13 protein-coding genes and 1 tRNA gene are annotated in these 18,560 nt (G+C 69.3%); 5 read left to right on the top strand and 9 right to left on the bottom strand.

Translation table 11 applies throughout. From position 1 onward, the window contains the following. Positions 1-93: 93 nt before the first annotated feature. Positions 94-1,590: a type VII secretion protein EccB gene (gene eccB / locus IEY17_RS01375; RefSeq protein WP_188984531.1), complete on the bottom strand. Its 1,497-nt coding sequence runs from the start codon at positions 1,588-1,590 to the stop codon at positions 94-96. After that, complete coding sequence (gene eccD, locus IEY17_RS01370) at positions 1,556-2,947, bottom strand: type VII secretion integral membrane protein EccD (RefSeq protein ID WP_268240275.1); 1,392 nt, start codon at positions 2,945-2,947, stop codon at positions 1,556-1,558. Before eccD ends, eccB begins: the two co-directional genes overlap by 35 nt. 138 nt (positions 2,948-3,085) lie before the next feature. On the opposite strand from eccD, the gene eccCa reads away from it, so the two are divergent. Next, entirely contained in the window at positions 3,086-7,060 is a 3,975-nt protein-coding gene (gene eccCa / locus IEY17_RS01365; RefSeq protein ID WP_188984527.1) for a type VII secretion protein EccCa, read from the top strand. A gap of 47 nt (positions 7,061-7,107) precedes the next feature. Here eccCa and mycP read toward each other — a convergent pair whose 3' ends face one another. From mycP to IEY17_RS01350, 3 genes are all read right to left on the bottom strand, one after another. Further along, a complete protein-coding gene (gene mycP / locus IEY17_RS01360) occupies positions 7,108-8,250 on the bottom strand; it encodes a type VII secretion-associated serine protease mycosin (protein WP_188984524.1) in 1,143 nt (380 codons plus the stop codon). 10 nt (positions 8,251-8,260) lie between these two features. Continuing rightward, positions 8,261-10,468: a hypothetical protein gene (locus tag IEY17_RS01355; protein ID WP_188984522.1), complete on the bottom strand. Its 2,208-nt coding sequence runs from the start codon at positions 10,466-10,468 to the stop codon at positions 8,261-8,263. A gap of 150 nt (positions 10,469-10,618) precedes the next feature. Further along, entirely contained in the window at positions 10,619-11,908 is a 1,290-nt protein-coding gene (locus IEY17_RS01350) for an ArsB/NhaD family transporter (RefSeq protein ID WP_188984519.1), read from the bottom strand. Positions 11,909-12,758: 850 nt separating this feature from the next. On the opposite strand from IEY17_RS01350, the gene IEY17_RS01345 reads away from it, so the two are divergent. After that, positions 12,759-13,721 (top strand): HAMP domain-containing sensor histidine kinase, encoded by a 963-nt coding sequence (locus tag IEY17_RS01345; RefSeq protein WP_188984517.1) that lies wholly within the window; start codon positions 12,759-12,761, stop codon positions 13,719-13,721. Further along, positions 13,714-14,370, top strand: a complete 657-nt coding sequence (locus IEY17_RS01340) for a response regulator (protein ID WP_188984515.1) — start codon at positions 13,714-13,716, stop codon at positions 14,368-14,370. The genes IEY17_RS01345 and IEY17_RS01340 overlap by 8 nt, the downstream gene beginning before the upstream one ends. A gap of 473 nt (positions 14,371-14,843) precedes the next feature. Here IEY17_RS01340 and IEY17_RS25130 read toward each other — a convergent pair whose 3' ends face one another. Beyond that, positions 14,844-15,068: an FAD-dependent monooxygenase gene (locus tag IEY17_RS25130; RefSeq protein WP_229679745.1), complete on the bottom strand. Its 225-nt coding sequence runs from the start codon at positions 15,066-15,068 to the stop codon at positions 14,844-14,846. Positions 15,069-15,144: 76 nt separating this feature from the next. Here IEY17_RS25130 and IEY17_RS25125 point away from each other — a divergent pair, with 76 nt between their 5' ends. After that, complete coding sequence (locus IEY17_RS25125) at positions 15,145-15,660, top strand: hypothetical protein (protein WP_229679744.1); 516 nt, start codon at positions 15,145-15,147, stop codon at positions 15,658-15,660. A gap of 341 nt (positions 15,661-16,001) precedes the next feature. Continuing rightward, positions 16,002-16,586: a TetR/AcrR family transcriptional regulator gene (locus IEY17_RS01330; RefSeq protein WP_229679743.1), complete on the top strand. Its 585-nt coding sequence runs from the start codon at positions 16,002-16,004 to the stop codon at positions 16,584-16,586. Positions 16,587-16,724: 138 nt separating this feature from the next. On the opposite strand, the gene IEY17_RS01325 is transcribed toward IEY17_RS01330, so the two are convergent. The 3 genes from IEY17_RS01325 to IEY17_RS01315 form a co-directional block, all read right to left on the bottom strand. Further along, a tRNA-Ala gene (locus IEY17_RS01325) sits at positions 16,725-16,800 on the bottom strand. A gap of 75 nt (positions 16,801-16,875) precedes the next feature. Further along, positions 16,876-17,643, bottom strand: a complete 768-nt coding sequence (gene sepX, locus IEY17_RS01320) for a divisome protein SepX/GlpR (RefSeq protein ID WP_188984513.1) — start codon at positions 17,641-17,643, stop codon at positions 16,876-16,878. A gap of 242 nt (positions 17,644-17,885) precedes the next feature. After that, positions 17,886-18,557 (bottom strand): GNAT family N-acetyltransferase, encoded by a 672-nt coding sequence (locus IEY17_RS01315; RefSeq protein WP_188984511.1) that lies wholly within the window; start codon positions 18,555-18,557, stop codon positions 17,886-17,888. Positions 18,558-18,560 lie beyond the last annotated feature (3 nt).

The following is an 18,560-nucleotide window of genomic DNA, read 5'->3' as shown; positions in this document are numbered from 1 at the left end:
CTTTCGCGACCTGTGGTCAGGAAACCAAGCAGTGGGCGGCACGGTGGTACCGCAGTCGCGAATGCGCGGACACGCAGGGGTATCCCTCACCAATCAGCTCGATCCAGTCGCGTTGACCGGCTGTGACACCGTCGCGACATCAGGGTCCAACGCCGGACCGGTAGGCAGCAGCCGGAGCAGGTCAGTGGGCACGAGTACGGGTTCGACACCACCGTATCCGAGCACTTCTGCGACCTTCGCATCCGCCAGTGGGTACTTGGCTCCCAGATCGGTGATCAGGTAGAAGGTGCCTGGGTGCCCGCCCGGTGCAGGCACATCTCTGGCCAGGACGCCGGAATTGGGCGGAACAGGGTCGGGCATCTCCACACGGTCGACCAACGCGATCGTCGGGCCGGAACGCGCATCGACGGCGAAGGTGGCGCACGGATACGGCCCGCGGCCGACATCGATCCGCTCCAGCGCGGGAAGTGTCGTCGGGTAGCCGTCCTGGATGGTGTCCGTGGTGGACCGCCGCGTACTCGAGAGCAGGTCGGGCTCCGCCTGAATGGCCTCAGGATGCCGCCCCGGGTAGGCCGCACGTGCCGTGGGGGAGGCCAGCAGCAGACTCGCCGATGTGGGCGTGAGCGGCGCCAGACCGTTGGAAAGCAGCACGTAGTAGTCCTTCGCCCGCGTCACCGCATTGATCACTTCGAACACCTGACCGACCCGCGCACCGCTGACGTGCTGGGACACCGCACCCGCACCGGGCACTTCCGGTGGGCGCAGGTCCGGCCCGGCCGGCATCGCGCTGATCCACTCGGTGGACACGGGAAAAGCGCGGGTGTCGCTGTAGCCGAGGCTGTCCAACACGGACTGATCAGGGAGCAGGTAGCGCCGTCCCTGCCACACCAGGTAGATCAGCCCATCCGGAGCCGAAACCAGCACGCCCTTGGCGGCGGGCAACGGCCGTGCCGCGACAGCACCGATGTGCAGCTTCGTTACCGGAACCCGTTCATCCGGCGAAACCCCTGGTCGCGACGTGGCACAGGCAACCCACGGCGCGCGGGTGAGATTCGTGGCGGCCGGCAGCGAATCCGGTGCGTTCGCGATACCGATGGGGGCGCCGCGTGGTACGTCGGCCAGCGAGTTGCGCGACACCGACTGCACCGTCGCTTGTGGGCTGTTCACCACCAGAAGCGCAGACGAGTAGTTCAGCACCGGTCGGAGCTCACCGTCGAGGTAGAGGTAGCGGGCACCGGTCTCCTTCTCCACGATGATGGTTCCGGCTGCCTGCCAGGAGGTTTTGCCGCCCGGCGAGATGAAGCCGTAGACGGTGAAACCGGCCACCACCAGCGCGCCGATCAGCAGACCGATGATGGTGCCGGTGGCCAACCGTCGGTTCGGGGTGGCCGGATCATCAGGACGCCCCCGCATCAGCGCCGAGACCAACCGGCCGACCATGAAGAAGTACGCCTGCACCTGGTCGCGGCGAGACAGCATCGGATTCCCTCCAGAAAGCGTGGGGAGATCGTGAGTGCGAAGAACCGGCGCGGCCCGGGTTCGGTGATCACGGCCGCTATCCGCCCAGGCCGCGAACCAGGGCGTAGACATTGAGCACCGCGAGAAGGATGGGGATCACGGCGAGTATGCAGGCGGTGTCGAAGATGTCCAGCGCCCGCCCCCAATACGGGCGCAGCTGCCGTCCCGGTAGCGTCAGGCTCGCCACTGCCAGCAACACTGCGATGAGCAGGATCGCCACGAACACCAGCACCAGCCGTTCGAACGGCGGCACCAGTACAGCGGCGCGCCACACGACGGCGAACACCGCCAGTCCACCAGGCAGCAGCAGCGCCCACCGCTGGTACATGCTGTCCAGGTTCCGCGCACGCATCAACAGCAGCAGACCGCCCACCGCGGTCAGGGTCAGCTCCCACAGCCCGCCGCTGGTCACCAGGACGCCGAAGATGCCGAGCTCGACGATCCCCAGCGTCGCCGAGAGCGCGGTCATGTAATGGTCGGCGACCACCGAGCGGTGCACCACCTGCCGGTACGGCACCGGCTCGATGTCCTGGCCGAACTCCTCGGCACGCGTCGGCAGCGCCGGCAGCGCCAGTCCGGCCAACCGGAACGATGCGGTGGGCACGAACATCGTCAGCACCAGGCAGAGCAGCAGACCCACTCCGGCGGCCTGCGCGGGCGTCGCCGGGGTCACCGCCGGGATCAGCGTGATCACGGTGAGCTGTCCGCCGGCGACCAGTCCGCTGATGTGGATCAACCTCGCCGCACCGACGCCGATCATGCCCAACGCCAGTGCTGTCGTGCCGAACAGCGCCGCGCAGAACGCGGAAGACGGCGCCTGCGCGCCGAAAACCGTGGGCAGCAACCACCCCGCGATCGCCGCGTAGGGCACCGCGACAAGTGAAAGGACCGTTGCGGTCACCACATCGCCCAGTGCGCGGTTGAGGGCAGCCGCGGTGACCACCAACGCCACCGCCGCACCGGCAGCGGTGAACATCCGGGCAGGCGTCAGCCCGCCCGAGGCGAGCAGCAGGGCACCCAGGCCGAAGGTGGCTGCGGCGAACGCCAGCAGCATGAAGCGGGTTCGCTCGGCGCTCCACCGGTTGTCCCACGTCCTGGTCTGCTCGCCGATACCGGCGACCAGGTCGTCGAAGTCGATCGGTGGCAGCGCCGCCGCTCGGGGTCGCACATGGATGGTTTCGCCGTCGAGCAGCCCGAGTTCTTCCGCGGTCCGTGTCTCATCCAGCGGGGTTCCGCCGATCCGTTGCAGTACCCATCCTTCGTGTTCCACACCCTGGTCGGCGACCTTCCCGCCCAGCGCGCGAAGGATGCCAGGCAGCATGTCGATCAGCGCCACATCGGGCGGCAGCGCCATGTCCAGTGCCCGACTTCCGATGATCAGGCGTAGCCGACACAGTTGATGTGTGCCATCCTTGGTCGCGTCGTTCACTTCGGTGTCCGGTTTCCTTTCTGGCTGGCGGGCCGGACCGGGACACGGCGGACCGTAGTCTGCACGAGCCGTTTTGCTCGGTCGATGCGCAGGCTCGACGCCGAATTCAAGGGGAACCCCGCACCAGAAGGAGACGCGTTGAGCACGACCCTGTTCCGCCGGCCTGCGCGCCGCGCCGGACCGGAGATGCCGGCCGAGGAGATCACCCTCCAGGAACCACCGGGCGTGCCGGAACCCAAGAGCAGCAGCTGGAGCATGGTGCTGACGTACCTGCCGATGGCGCTGATGTCCGGTTCGATGATGCTGATGTTCACCTCGTCCGGCGCGGTGCGCGGGCCACTGACCTACATCGCCGGTGGCGTGATGGTGGTGGCGATGATCGGCATGGTGGCCGGTCAGTTGCTGCGCGCCGCCGCCGATCGCAAGCACCAGCTCGGCGGACAGCGTCGGGACTACCACCGCTACCTCGCGCAGACCCGCAAGCAGGTCCGCGAAGCCCTGGGCAAGCAGTACCGAGCGGTCACCTGGAACCACCCCGACCCGCGCTCGCTGTGGTCACTGGTGCTCGGCTACCGCCTGTGGGAGCGGCGCGCCACCCACGACGATTTCGGCGAGGTTCGGGTCGGGCTCGGCACGCAGCGTGCCGCAGTGACCCTCATTCCACCCGAGACGAAGCCGGTCGAAGACCTCGAACCGCTCGCCGCACACGCGCTACGTCGGTTCCTGCGCGCCTACGCCACGCTGCCCAACGCGCCGATCGCGGTGTACCTGCGAGGGTTCGCCCGCGTGCAGTTCGATGGTGACAGCGCTGCGACGCGCGCTCTGGTCCGCGCGATGCTCGGTCAGCTCGCGGCCTTCCACCAGCCCGCCGACCTGCGGATCGCGTTGTGCCTGGGCGAGGCTGAAGCTCCCGAGTGGGACTGGGTCAAATGGCTGCCGCACGCCCAGGACCCGGAGCAGCGCGACGGCGCCGGGCCGGTGCGGCTGATCGCCGACAACGTAACCGAACTCGAGCGGCTGCTCGGTGGCGAGAGCTTCACCGACCGCCCCAGGTTCGAGACCGGCACCCCGGTGACCGCCAGTGAACCGTTCGTGGTGGTGGTGTTGGACGGGGTCAGCGTGCCCGCCGGGCACCCGTTCACCGGCGACGGGCACCGCAACGCGGTGGTGCTGGACCTGTCCGGTTCACTGCCCTGGAAACCGCATCGGCACGCCCTGCACCTGCGGATCACCCCGGATGAGATCAGTCGCGTCGCTTTCGACCGCACCGGCAGGGAGATCACGACCACGCTGTGCCGCCCGGACGGGATGCCGGTGGCCGCGGCGGCGGCCCTCGCCCGCACCATTGCGCCGTTCCGCGTCGGCGCGGCCGCCGACACCAGCGAACCGCTGTCCACCGACTACGAGATCACCACCCTGCTCGGCATCACCGACGCGCGCACCCTCGCACCGGCGAAGCTGCGTGCCGAACGCTTGCCGTGGCAGCGGCTGCGGGTGCCGATCGGCATCGCGAGCAACGGCACTCCGGTCGAACTGGACATCAAGGAGTCCGCCGAGGGCGGTATGGGCCCGCACGGCATGGTGATCGGCGCGACGGGCTCGGGCAAGAGCGAACTCCTGCGGACCCTGGTGCTCGCGCTGGCGGTCACCCATTCCTCCGAAGAACTCAACTTCGTGCTGGTCGACTTCAAGGGCGGGGCGGCGTTCCTCGGCTTCGAGCAGCTGCCACACACCTCGGCGGTGATCACCAACCTGGTCGACGAGCTCGAACTGGTCGACCGCATGCAGGATGCGCTCACCGGCGAACTGCTGCGCCGCCAGGAACTGCTGCGCGCCGCGGGCAACTACGCCTCGCGGCGCGACTACGAGAAGGCCCGGCGGGCCGGTGCGCCGCTGGAGCCGATGCCCGCGCTGTTCGTGGTGGTCGACGAGTTCAGCGAAATGCTGGTCAGCAAACCGGAATTCATCGACGTGTTCGCCATGATCGGCCGACTGGGGCGCAGCCTCGGCGTTCACCTGCTGCTGGCCTCGCAGCGGCTGGACGAGGGCCGCATCAGCAAGGTCGAAACGAACCTGTCCTACCGCATCGGGCTACGCACCTTCTCCGCCATGGAAAGCCGCAGCGTGATCGGTGTGCCGGATGCCTACGAGCTGCCGTCCAACCCCGGCAACGGCTACCTGCGTTCGGACACCCATACCCTCACCCGGTTCAAGGCCGCCTACGTCTCCGGCCCGTACCGGACTCCGCGGCGCCGCCAGGACCGCGAGGTCATCGAAACCCAGTTGGTGCCGTTCACCAGCGCGAACGTGCCGCTGAAAGTGCGTTCGCTGCCCGCCGAGACCGATGCTGCCGATGCGGAGGAGTCGAAGCAGACCGTGCTCGACGTGCTCATCGAGCGGCTACGAGACCAGGGGCCACCAGCGCACCAGGTGTGGCTGCCGCCGCTGCGCGTCCCGGCGACGTTGGACGAGTTGCTCCCACCGCTGCTGCCGGACCCCGAACTCGGCGTGCGCGCGGCGGAACGGGACTTCCTGCGGGTGCCGGTCGGCCTGGTCGACCTGCCGGACAAGCAACGCCGCGACCTGCTGCTGGCTGACCTCGCCGGGGCCGAGGGCAACGTCGCGGTGGTCGGCGGCCCGCAGAGCGGCAAGAGCACGCTGCTGCGAACCCTGATCAGCGCGCTGAGCCTGACCCACTCCGCCGCTGAGGTGCAGTTCTACTGCCTGGACTTCGGCGGCGGTTCACTGGCCGGCCTGTCCGGCCTGCCGCACGTCGGCAGCATCGCCGGACGGCTGGACCGGGACCGGATCACCCGCACCGTGCAGGAGGTGGTCAACCTCCTGGGGCGCCGCGAGCAGCTGTTCCAGGCCAACAACATCGATTCGATGGCGGCCTACCGGCGGTTCCGTGCCGAAGGCCGGTTTCTCGACGAGGACCCCTACGGCGATGTTTTCCTGGTCGTCGACGGCTGGTACACGATTCGCCACGACTTCACTGAGCTGGAGGAGAAGTTCCAGCTGATCGCCGCCCGCGGGCTCAGCTTCGGCATCCACCTCGTGATCGGCTCGGCGCGGTGGGCAGACCTGCGCCCCTGGCTGCGCGACGTGCTCGGCACCCGGTTCGAGCTGCGGCTCGGCGACCCGGTGGAGTCAGAAGTCAACAGCCGACTGGCCGCCACGGTGCCAAGCCGCGCGGGCTGCGGCATCACCACCACCAAGCAGCACTTCCTCACCGCACTGCCGCGCATCGACGGCCACCCGAGCACCGACGACCTGACCGACGCGGTGCTGGCGCTGGCTGCGGCGGCACGCGGGCCGAAAGCCCCGGCAGCCCCGCAGGTACGGCTGTTGCCGCTGGAACTGTCCGTCACCGAGCTGCCCGCGTCGGAGACCGGTCCGCATGGGCTGCCACGGGTGCCGCTGGGCGTCGACGACGTCACCCTCGGCCCGCTGTGGCACGACTTCGACGAAACGCCGCACCTGATGGTCTTCGGCGACACCGAGACCGGCAAGACCAACCTGCTGCGGCATCTGACCCGCTCAGTGATCACGCACTACGGCCCGGAACAGGTGCGGATCATGTTCGCCGACCCGCGCCGCGAGCACTACGACGCAGTGCCGCACGAGTACCACATCGGATACGCCGTCGCCGCCGACACCTTCGGCAACACCGTCAACGAAGCGGCCGGGCTGCTGACCAGCCGACTGCCGGGCCCGGAGATCAGCCCGGACCGGCTGCCCAAGCGTGACTGGTGGTCCGGCGGTCGGCTGTTCATCGTCATCGACGACTACGAACTGCTCGAAAACGGCATGAACAGCCCGCTGCAACCGCTTGTGCCGCTGCTTCCGCAGGGCGCCGACATCGGATTCCACCTGGTGATCGCGCGCAGCACCTCAGGTGCGTCGCGGGCCATGATGGATCCGGTGATCCGCAGGTTGTGGGAGCTCGGTACCCCGGCACTGCTGATGTCCTGCCCGCGCGACGAAGGCACCTTCCTCGGCAACGTCCGCCCGAGAACGCTGCCCGCAGGCCGTGCCCAGCACATCGACCGCCGCCGCGCGGTCCGGCTGGTCCAGACCCCGCAGGCAGCGGACGCGGTAGCCCCCACCTGATCCGACGAACGGCGCCGCTGCCGGTCGATTCCGACGTGACCTGACGGTCACGAATCCCTGGTGCGCGACCGGCGCCAAGCCGCGGGACCGAGGTACGCCGCCAGCGCGGCCAGGCACACCAGCAGGATCGCCGAGGTGATGCTCACCAGCACGACCCGCCGCGGCACCGGGTTCGGCTCCGGCACCTCGGGGTGCGAGACCCGTTGCGCGACCGACGCGCCGACCGTGTGCTCGGTCGGCAGGACCGCGGTAACCGCTCCGTATGGATTCACCGTGCCCCACCCCAGCTCCGGGTCCGGAACGGAGACTCCAGGGTGGATCGCGGTACGCAGCAACCGGTCCAGCACCTGCTGTGCGGTCAGCTCCGGGTGGTATGCCCGCACCAGCGCGGCGGTGCCCGCCACGAACGGCGTGGCGTAGCTGGTGCCGTCGCCCTGCCAGTGGCCCGGCCCACCGGGGCCGATGCTCTGCACGTCCACACCCGGCGCCACCAACCCCAGGAACGGCCCGGTCTGGGAGAAGTCCGCTCGGCGGCCGCTGGCGTCGATCGCCCCCACCGCCAGCACGCCCGGGTACGACGCCGGGTACGTCGTCGGATTGCCCTGTTGGGCGTCGTTGGCCGCCGCGGCCACGATCAGCACGTCCCTCGCCTTGGCATAGTCCACCGCGGCGCGCAGGCCCTCGTCCGGGTAGTCGGTGCTCGCCGAGATGTTGATGACGCGGGCCCCGGAGTCCACCGCCACCCGGATACCGCGCGCCATGGTGGCCGCCGATCCGTCGTCGCTGCCCCAGGCATCCCGGACCGGGAGAATGCGGGCACCCGGCGCCACGCCGGCGAAACCGATTCCCGGCATCGGTTGTGCGGCGATGATGCCCGCCACGAAGGTGCCGTGGCCGTAGCAGTCGGTGTCGGCCGTACCGCCACCCGGCGTGATCACGTCCACGCCGGGTAGCACCGAGCCCGCCAGTTGGGGCGTACGAGCGTCCACACCGGAGTCGAGCACCGCCACCACCACACCGTCCCCGCGGGTCAACTCCCACACCCGTTCCGGTCGTAGCAACTGCTGCGCCCATGGCGTGGTGTGGCTGACCTGCGGAGACGGTGGTCGGCAGCCGGTCTGGGCGCTCGTCACCGGTGCGGTCAACACGGTCAGTAGGGCGGCGACCAACGCCGCGGCACGTAACCTCATACATCCGTCCTCACTGGACTGCTGCGGCGGTGAGCCGGGCCTGCTGCGGGGCGACGAGACCGATCGGTTCGGTGAACACCGCCAGCCGCTCGGTGTCCACGTCCACGCGCCGCACCCCGCTGCTGAGCATCTCCCGCAGAGTGGCGAGCACGGATTGATCGGTGTCGTCGAGCACGTCGGCAGTCGACTGCTCGTCCGGGGGCAGCTCGCGGAACAGCACCGCGGCCAGACCGTCCCGCGGCACCGCGAGCACCTTGAACCGGGTATCGGCGGCGAACACCACCTCCCCCGGCTCACCGTCGGACAGTGCCCGTACCCGCCGTCCCGAACGCGACCAGATCACCACGTCCACACCAGCGTCGGCGATGTTCGGCGCACCATCGCCGCAGGCCGACACGAATCCCGGCTCGATGACGATCTGGCCCGCTTCATAGCAGCTCTCGTTCGTGGTGCGGCGGAACGTGGCACCGTTGTGCACCGGAAGGCGCCGCAGACCCGAGATGAGGCAGGCGATGTAGTCGCGCAGCGACGTGATGTCCCCGGCGCGCAGCGCGCGGTTGACCTCGACGGCGCCGAACCTGGTGCGTCCGGTGTAGAGGCGCACCGCGACGAAGTCGGCCTTCGCCCCCTCGGCGATTCCGGCGCGCAGCGCGGGGGTCAGCGCCAAGGCGCTGTTCACCCCGGCCAGGGCGTCGTTGTAGGCGGTACCAGCGGCCGCTGCGAATGCGGTCTGCTCCTCGGCGGTGCTGTGGTGGTCGGCGTCGAACCATGGATTGCGCGAGGTCACGGGGACCAGCGAGGGCGGCAGCTCCGCGGTTGTCTCCGTCGCGGTGGGCAGCGGAATCACTTCCGTCGGCTGATCGAGCGCTTCTTCCGCTGCCTGCGGATGGATCTCCGGTGGCTCCGGTGCCGGGCGGGTCGCTCGGGTGGACGCGGGAGGCGGCGGTGGGGCTGGTCGCGGCGCCGGGGGAGCCGACACCAAGGCAGCCGGGGGAACCGACACCGTGACCGGATGCGCTGCCTGCGGCAGATCCAGCGGGTGCGGAGCCGCCGCCACGCGCAGCTCCGCGGCGGTGACCGGATCCACCGTGCCGAGCACGGTCAGCCGGAGCCGCGCCAGGCAACCCGCCGGGAGCGCTCCGAGCAGCGTCCGCAGCGCATCCGCGAACGCGCGCGACACGGGTGTGCCCGTCGAACCGATCACCACCGTCAACCGGTCGGGTTCGTACGGGAGCCGGTCCGCGGCGCTGAGCTGTCCCGCTTCCGCGGCGGCGACCAGCGCCAATCCCGCCGGGACGACTCGTGCGACAACGTCCAGGTCCTCGCGCCGGTAGTGCATCGACCGGGCTTCCCAGCCGTCGGGCGGCGGCCCGATCCGCACCACCCGGGCTTGACCGGTCGGCGTGTGGCGCAGCACCGCCGCGAACGCCCGCCACGCCGGACGGCCCTGCTCGTCGGGCACCACCACGCTGGTTCCGGTGTCCGGACTGTGCCGCACCGGTCCGGTGGTGGCCAGCACGTCGTCACCGAGCAGGGTGGCCACCTTCTGGAACCACTCGGCCGTCCGGGTCTCCGGGGCCATCGGCACGAGCTCACAGTTCAGGCGTAACTCCGAGGGCAGCTGGCCAAGCAACGTCGCGACCTGCTCCGGGGCGGCCACCGCCCCCAGCAGGATGCGCGGATGCTGCTGAGCCACCGCCACGGACTGCGCCGCGGCGTGGTCGGCCTTGGTTCCGCCCACCAGCAGCCCGGCAGGCACCGCGATCGCCCCCGACGATTCCGGCAGCAGCGCCTCCCACGGTGGCGTCGGGTACCGCGAACCCACCGGCACGGCCGATCCGCCTGGCCGGAAGAGCCACCAACGCCCGGCGAACAGCGAACCGTCCGGGACAATCGTCAAGGGTCCCTCCGGGACCAGTACCTCGGCGCCGAGCTCGGCGGCCAGCGGCCGCCCCCAGTCGGTCGCAGCCAGACCCGGCACAGCCAGCCACAGCCGCACCGGTCCGGCCGTGCGTGCCTGGCGGCAGGCCACGCGCAGCGCAGCCGGCATCGCCGGATCGCGCAGCGCACTGGCCGAAGCAAGTACGACGCTGTTGCCCGGCAACCGCGGCACCCACCTGAACACGTCCGGGACCGACTCGCCGTGGCTGAGCACGGCGGTGTTCCTGCCGAAACTGCGCAGGTACAGACTGTTCTGCTGGCTGGGGTTCGTGCGCATCAACCTGCTTCCACTGCTCACCGGGTGGCACTGGCGCCTCGAGCCTGCCGCAGGCCCTGCCCCGACAGGCAGCCCTGTTGCGAAGGGCGGCGGAACGCAGGGATATCCCTCACCCGGTCGGCCGTTTTGTTGCGGCGGCTGCATGGCTTCCTACAGCGCGAAGTACCTGAGCCAGATGTAGAGGGCGGACACGGCGATGGTCACCGTGGTGACGACGAGGCCGTACTTGGTGAATTCCCAGAAGCTGATGGGGTGTTCGTTGCGGGCTGCCCAGCCGATGGCGACGACGTTGGCGCTGGCGCCGATCGCGGTGGTGTTACCGCCGAGGTCAGCCCCGAGGGCCAGTGACCACCACAGTGCTCGGCTGATGTCGGGATCGGGGACGGTGGCCGCGAGTTCCTCGACGATGGGCATCGTGGTTGCCACGAACGGGATGGTGTCGATCATGCCGCCGATCACGGCGGACCCGACAAGCAGTCCCATCGCGGCCAGGAGGTAGTCGTCGCCGACCAGGTTGATCGCCGCGCGGCCGAGAGTGTCGATCACTCCGACGTTGACCAGTCCGCCCACCATGACGAACAGTCCCATGAAGAACACGAGGGTGGACCAGTCGACTTCCTGGAGGAACTGTCTGGTGGTGGTGCCCGAGACGAGCACCATGAGGCCGGCGCCGAGCAGTCCGACGAAGGCGGGGTCGATGCCGATGGGGCCGTGCAGGATGAACGCGAGCACGACCGCGCCGGCCACGAGCAGGCACCGCCGCAGCAGTCGGTGGTCGTGAATGGTGTCCTTGCCGTCCAGCCCCATGATCTCGGCCATGTGTTCTTCGGCGTCGAGGAACGCCTTGCGGAACAGCACCCGGCACAGCGCGATGAACACCGCGAGCAGAACGACGGTGATGGGTGCGAGGTTGATCAGGAAGTCGGTGAAGGACAGACCTGCCCGGCTGCCGATCATGATGTTCGGCGGGTCGCCGATCAGGGTGGCCGTGCCGCCGATGTTCGCGGCGAGGACCTCGGCGATCAGGAACGGGACGACCGGCAGTCGGAGTCGTTGGCAGACCGCGAGGGTGATCGGGGCGATGAGGAGCATGACGGTGACGCTGTCGAGGAAGGCCGAGACGACAGCGGTGAGCAGCACCAGGATGACCATCAGCCGGAAGGACCTGCCGCGGCTTTTCTTGGCTGCCCAGATGGCGAGGTAGTCGAAGACGCCGGTGTGCTTGAGCACGCTGACCGTGATCATCATCCCCAGCAGCAGGAAGATCACGTTCCAGTCGATGCCGGTCTTCTCGTAGAAGAACGCGCTGTGGGCATCCACCACGCCCAGCACCACCATGACCGCGACGCCCCCGAGCGCTGCGGCGACGCGGTGGACACGCTCGGTAGCGATCAGCACGAACGCCACCAGGAAGACGATGATGGTGAGGGCGGTGGTCACTGCCGAGTCTCCCGGGCGCTCGTGACGGGGCGTGGCCGCCGGTCAGGGTCGAGATGTGCGGTGCCAGCGGCGACGGGCCCCTTCGGCGTGGTCAAGTGGCACGGTGAGGCGCCTGTCGGTCTGCCGAGGGGGCGTGGTCCTTCGCTGGCGGGTGTGGGCGGGTTCCGCGGCGGCCGGTACGGCGCCGGTTCCGGTCCGCAGTGCGTCGGTATGTCCCACTGACGGCCCCCGGGCTGGTGACCGTCAGGGCTTGGACCGAGGCACGTGGCGCCGGGCCAGGCTGTGGGGCCATCGGATGAGATGCCTGACGGAGATCGCGAGGATGAGGCCACCCGCGAAGAGCAAGGCGTGTCCGAGAACAAGACCGGCCCCGATTGCCGCGAGCGCGAGGACCAGCACGGTCCAGTCAGCCGGTCGCGAGTGTTCCGGCCAGCTCGATGGGGTTGGTTCCCGCGTTCGCATGGTCTGCGCTGTCGGGTTCCTGGGGTGCTGTGTGCTGATGCGTACCACGGCTCCCTCCTTCTCCAGCGCCATGCGCGACGCGCGAGGAGACGCGGGGTGGTTGCACGGTTATGGTCAAAGACTCGCAGATCACCCGTATGGCCGCCATCCCGGACGCCACCCATTTCCAGGGGTGGTGATCATGCACTGCAAACCAACCAATGGGCCTACGCACTACTCGAGGTGGGTGAGCACCCGGATGGACAGGGCCATCGAGACACCGACAAGCTGACGCTCGCAGGTGAGTGGACGCGGCGGTCACCGGCCAGGCGGAGGTGTCGGGCCGCACGACGGAGACACGAGCGTGCGCGATAGTGGGCACAAGCGACAGGCGAGGAGGCCAGGCATCGTGTCCCTGTTCTGGCGGCTCTTTCTGCTCAACACCGCGGTGCTCATCGCGGGCGCCGCCCTGCTCCTGTGGGGTCCGGCCACCGTCTCCACCCCGTTCTTCGTCACCGAGGCGCTGATCCTGGCAGCCGGGCTCGCTGTGATGCTGCTCGTCAACGCCGTCCTGCTGCGGGTGGGGCTTGCGCCGCTGCAACGGCTCGCCCGGGCGATGACCACGATCGACCCGCTGCGCCCGGGCACCCGCCCCGCGGTCACCGGGAATGGGGAGGTCGCTGACCTGATCAGGACGTTCAACACCATGCTTGACCGGCTTGAAGCCGAGCGCGCCACCAGCAGTGCGGTCGCCCTGTCCGCGCAGGAGGCCGAGCGCCACCGCATCGCCCAGGAACTCCACGATGAAGTGGGTCAAACCCTCACAGCGGTCCTGCTCGAGCTCAAGCGGGTCGCAGACCACGCTCCGGACGCTGTCGCGACCGCGTTGCGCCAGGTGCAGGAGACCACCCGTGGCAGCCTGGACGAGATCCGCCGCATAGCCCGTCGGCTACGCCCCGGTGTTCTGGAAGAACTCGGACTGGTCAGCGCGCTCAAGTCACTCACCGCCGAGGTCCCCCCGCACAGCGGGCTCACCGCCCGCTGTCACGTCGACACCGACCTGCCCGACTTGACGGACGCCGTCGAACTGGTTGTCTACCGGGTCGCGCAGGAATGCCTCACCAACGCGGTCCGGCACGCCCACGCCACCCGACTGGATCTTTCGCTGCTGCGCAGCCCGACCGGAGTGGAGCTGCGCATTCGCGACAACGGTTGCGGACTCGGCAGCGCTCCCGAAGGGGCCGGCATTCGGGGCATGCGGGAACGGGCGCTGCTCATCGGCGCCGAGCTCACCCTCGGACCCAGCCCTGGAGGGGGGACCGAAGTCCGCCTGCACGTGCCCGTAGCGACGAAAGCATCCACACATGGCTGACGCGACGAAGACCCGCATCCTGCTCGCTGACGATCACGCCCTGGTCCGCCGCGGGGTCCGGCTCATCCTCGACAGCGAACCAGACCTGGTCGTCGTCGCCGAGGCAGGCGACGGCCCGGAGGCGATCGAGAAAGCCCGCACCGACAAACCCGACCTCGCCATCCTCGACATCGCCATGCCCCGCCTCACGGGACTGCAGGCAGCCGGCGAGCTTTCCCGCCTGCAACCCGATCTGCGCATCCTCATCCTGACCATGTACGACAACGAGCAGTACCTGTTCGAAGCACTCAAGGCCGGGGCCTCCGGATATGTCCTCAAATCCGTTGCCGACCGGGATCTGGTCGAAGCCTGCCGCGCCGCCATGCGCGGCGAACCCTTCCTCTACCCCGGAGCGATCAGGGCACTCATCCGCACCTACCTCGAGTACTCCGCCGACGACGAGCCGAGGGAAAGGGCCCTCACCCGTCGCGAGAAGGAAATCCTCAAACTCGTCGCCGAAGGCCACTCCTCGAAAGAAATCGCCGACATGCTCGTCATCAGTGTCAAGACGGTCGAACGGCACCGAGCCAACCTGCTGCAGAAACTCGGACTGCGAGATCGCCTCGAACTCACCCGCTACGCCATCCGAACCGGACTCATCGAGCCCTAGCCGACGCACACCCCACCACATCTGAACAGGTGCCGACCGGTGCGGTGACATTAACGACGATCACTTGGGTCCCCGTAGGCGGCTCTTTGATGGCGTGAGCACGATTCTGCCGAACACCTCGCCTGCCGCCATTGTCCGGTGGAACGGCCTGCTCCAGGGGCAGCACCTCGTGCACGACCGCTGTCAGCTCACCGCGACTCGCGGCGGCGAACAGGTCGGCGGTGGCGGTGCGGAGCTCGGATGCGGGCACGGTGTTGGTGCATCAAGGCCGATAGCTTTCACGAACCGGTTCAACCTGGAATACCGCCACGAGATTCCCCGCCTTCCGCGACACGGGACTGCCGTGAGCGTCTGGAAGCGCATCTGCAGCGAGCGTTCGACCATCTGCACTCGCTCTCGACAACGATCCACTGAGGACACAAAGCAGGCTCTGCGCTCGCGCTGGATAATCTGGTGCTGGGACGTGAGTTGCGTTATTCGGGCGCTTCTTCCGACAGCAGATCCTCCGTGCGGTTTTCCAGCATTGCGGCTGTCTCGGTGGAGCGGGGCAGCATCGTGTGCTCGTAGGCGCGGACGGCTTCGTCGATGGTGGCGGAACGCGCGAGCGCGAGGGCAAGGTCGCAGGCGTCGAGCATGGCGAGGTTGACGCCGACACCGAGCGGGGGCATGAGGTGGGCGGCGTCGCCGAGCAGAGTCACGGTCGACGTAGGGGCCGTCGTTGTCGGCGACCAGCCGGCGCATCCGGGGCGACCAGCCGGCGAACTGGTCGAGCAGGTGGGCACGGAGGCCAGCGGTGTCTCCGATCGTCAGGCCCGCAGCAGCGATCCAGTCAACGGGCACCCGCTGGGTGATGTAGACCCGGATGTGGTTGCCCCCGCTGCGCTGGGCGAACAGGGCGCGTTCGCCGTCGGTCGCGTGGGCGCTGCCCTGGCCGACCAGTCGGGAGAGGTCGGGGTGGCGGTTCTCCACATCGTCGAACCATGCCTCAAGGAAGCTCACGCCGGTGTGCTGCGGGACGGCTGGGGACACCACCGGACGGACCCGGGAGAACGCGCCGTCGGCACCAATGACCAGATCGGTCTCCACGGTTGTGCCGTCGGCGAAGGGCGGTGTCCGCGGCCCTTCGGCAGGGCCACTGACCCTGTCCAGGGCGTGCCCCCACCGCACGGTGCCGGGCTGAAGCGAATCGAGCAGCAGCGTGTGCAGCTGACCGCGGTCGATCTCGGGCTTGTACCGGTCGTCCGCGCCCGGGACGTGGTGGGCCTGGATTTTCCCGGACGTGTCCAGTGAGCGCATTTCCTGCCCTTCGGGGCGGGCCAGCGCGAAGAACTCGTCGAGCAGGCCGGCCTCGCGCAGGGCGACCTGGCCGTCATCGGCGTGCAGGTCGAGTGAGCCGCCCTGGTTGCGGGCGTCCGGGCCTGGATCGCGCTCGTAGACGGTGGCCGCGATGCCGTGTCGCTGCAGGATGGGGCGCAGGTGAGGCCGCCTGGCCCACCGCCGACGATGCTGATCCGGGCTTCTGTGGGTGCTGGAGACGTCATGCGCTCATCAGAGCAAACTCGTTCTAAAAGTGAAACAAGTGAACTTTTGTATCGGTGCCACTTAGGATACGCACTCATGACCGAGCCCCCGTGAGCCGCCGTGAACGCAAGAAGGCAGCCACCCGTCAAGCCATCTCCGACGCCGCACTGCGGCTGTTCCTGGAGCGCGGCTACGAGCAGGTGGGCATCCGGGACGTTGCCGAAGCGGCCGACGTCTCGACCACCACCGTATTCAAGCACTTCACCGGCAAGGAAGCGCTGGTGTTCGACCAGGACCAGCAGCGGGAGGCGGAGCCGGTGGCCGTGGTCCGGAACCGGGCCGCCGGGCAGAGCGTCCTCGACGCGCTCCGGCAGTACTTCCTCGACATCTGGCTGCCGTTCACGGAGCACCCGCAGGCGGCCGCGTTCAACCGCCTGGTGGACTCCACGCCGGAACTCCGCGCCTACGGTGAACGCATGTGGGCCCACCACGCCGAGAGCCTCGCCGCGGCCATCGCCGAGGAGTCCGGTGTGGACCACGACGACCTCGAATGCCTCGCGCTCGCCCGGTTCGTCCTGACGATCCCGGCTCTCGCCCGCGCCCGCCAGGACCGCCGAGAGGCTGTTGAAACGATCTTCGCCCTGCTCACCCACGGCTGGCGGCCGCCGCCGGAGCCGCAGTCCGCTCAGCCGTAGCGCCCGCCTTGTCCACGTCGGTCTGACTGTCCGTAAACGGCAGGGCACAAACGAAAAGGCCACCCGCTCGGCGGATGGCCCTTCTTCCCTGTTCGGTGTTGAGTCCTACATCAGGGACTCAACACAAGGAGGTTTCTTTGGTGGAGCTGAGGGGAATCGAACCCCTGACCTTCTCGATGCGAACGAGACGCGCTACCAACTGCGCTACAGCCCCTTGCTGAGTGCTGATGGCAGCTTAGCAAGGCCCAAAATCAGCACTCGCACCCACCCCCCCTGTTCGGTTTCCGGGCTACTCACCGGAGGCCCGCCGGTAGGGCTCCCAGGTGCGTTCGTCCAGCTCGTCGAACATCGGGTCCTCGTCGTCGATCTCCACCCGCACCGCGTGCGCGGCCGCCGCGGGCCGGGTGGGGTGGCGTTCCCCGATGAGTTCGGGTTCGACGTCCTCGTCGTACTCGTCGACCGGTTCGGCGGCCTCGTCGCGGTCCTCGGCCGCGTAGCGTTGGCCAGTGAGGCGGGCCAGGCGGCGGTTGCGGACGTCCTCCTCGATGCGGACCTGGCGGCGCAGGTACACCAGGTAACCCACCAGGACGAGGTCGGTCGCGCCGTGCAGCCACCACGCGGCCGACCACAGCAGGGCGGCGAGCAGGGCGGTGGTCACCGCGGTGAGCAGCATGGTCACCACGATGCGCTGGCGGCGGGCGTACTTGGCGCGGGCGGCCAGGGCGGCCGCCTCGGGGTCGAAGCCGCCGCGGCCCGGCCGGTAGCGGCGCCCGGCGCGCACGTCGTCGCTGTGCACCCGACGCCACGAGCCGTCCACCTCGTACTCGTCGACTGCGTCGTCCCGGTCGGTGTCAGGCATCCCGAACGCCTCCTCCACCCTGTCGGTCGTCTCGGCCCCGGACGTCGCCGGTCGCCGGTCGCTGCCCCGCCGGACCACTCGGGCGGCGAGCGCGGAATCGGTGGTCTTGGACACTTCCTGGCGGCGGCGGGCGAACATCGGAACCAGGACCACCAGCCACGCCGCGGCCAGCGCAGCGAAGATCAACGAACTGGGCATGCCTCGCCACCTCCCCCTGGCCACCGGCAGCACAAGTCTGCGATCGCCACGCTAGTCACATATGTCACTTCTGTCTCGGAGCCACGCCGAGTCACATCGGTTCCCCCAGCACCAGAAAACCGCACATTCGGCGCAGTCGGCCACAACATCAGCGTCGGCGTGTCGGCCGGATTACCGCCGAACGCCGTCACCGGCACCGCCGTTCGGCCCAATCCGGCCGGGCGCGCGGTGACCCTGCGTGATCAAGATCTCGGTCGGCTCGCGCGCCCGGCGCGGATCAGCGCGGTGACCGCGCCCTCGGGCACCTCCTCGACGGTCAACGCGTAGACGTAGTGGTCCCGCCACGCCCCGGCCACGTCGAGGTACCGGAGAAACAGACCCTCGCGGCGGAATCCGGACTTCTCCAGCACCCGCACGCTGCGCAGGTTCTCCGGCCGCACCGTCGCCTCCAGCCGGTGCAGACCGGCCGGCCCGAAGCAGTGGTCGACGGCCAGCGCCACGGCCGCGGTGGCGACCCCGCCGCCGGCCAGCCGCTCGGTGACCCAGTAGCCGAGCCAGCCGGAGCGCAGCGCACCGCGGACGATGTTGCCGACGGTCAGCTGCCCGGCGAACTCGCCGTCCACGGTGATGCTGAACGGCAGCGCCTGACCGCGCCGCGCCATGCCGCGCAGCGACGCCCACTGCGCGGGCCAGGCCATGAGCGCGTTGCGCTCCTGCCACCCGCCGACCGCGGTGGGCTCCCACTGCTGCAGGTACGTGCGGTCGCGCAGGCGGGCCTGGCTCCAGGGCCCGGCGTCGCGCAGCCGCGGCGGGCGCAGCAGCACGGTGCCGCGCGCGGTGAGCAGCGGTCCAAGCCGAGCCGGCCAGCCCGGGTGGCGCCCCACCGGCAAGCCCTCAGCGTCGGTGGCCCCCATCGC

Origin of the sequence: Saccharopolyspora thermophila (genome assembly GCF_014646075.1) — a bacterium.
In the GTDB taxonomy this organism is placed as follows: Bacteria; Actinomycetota; Actinomycetes; order Mycobacteriales; family Pseudonocardiaceae; genus Saccharopolyspora; species Saccharopolyspora thermophila.
Note: the sequence above shows the minus strand (reverse complement) of the source record. Positions and strands in the feature narration are given on the sequence as shown.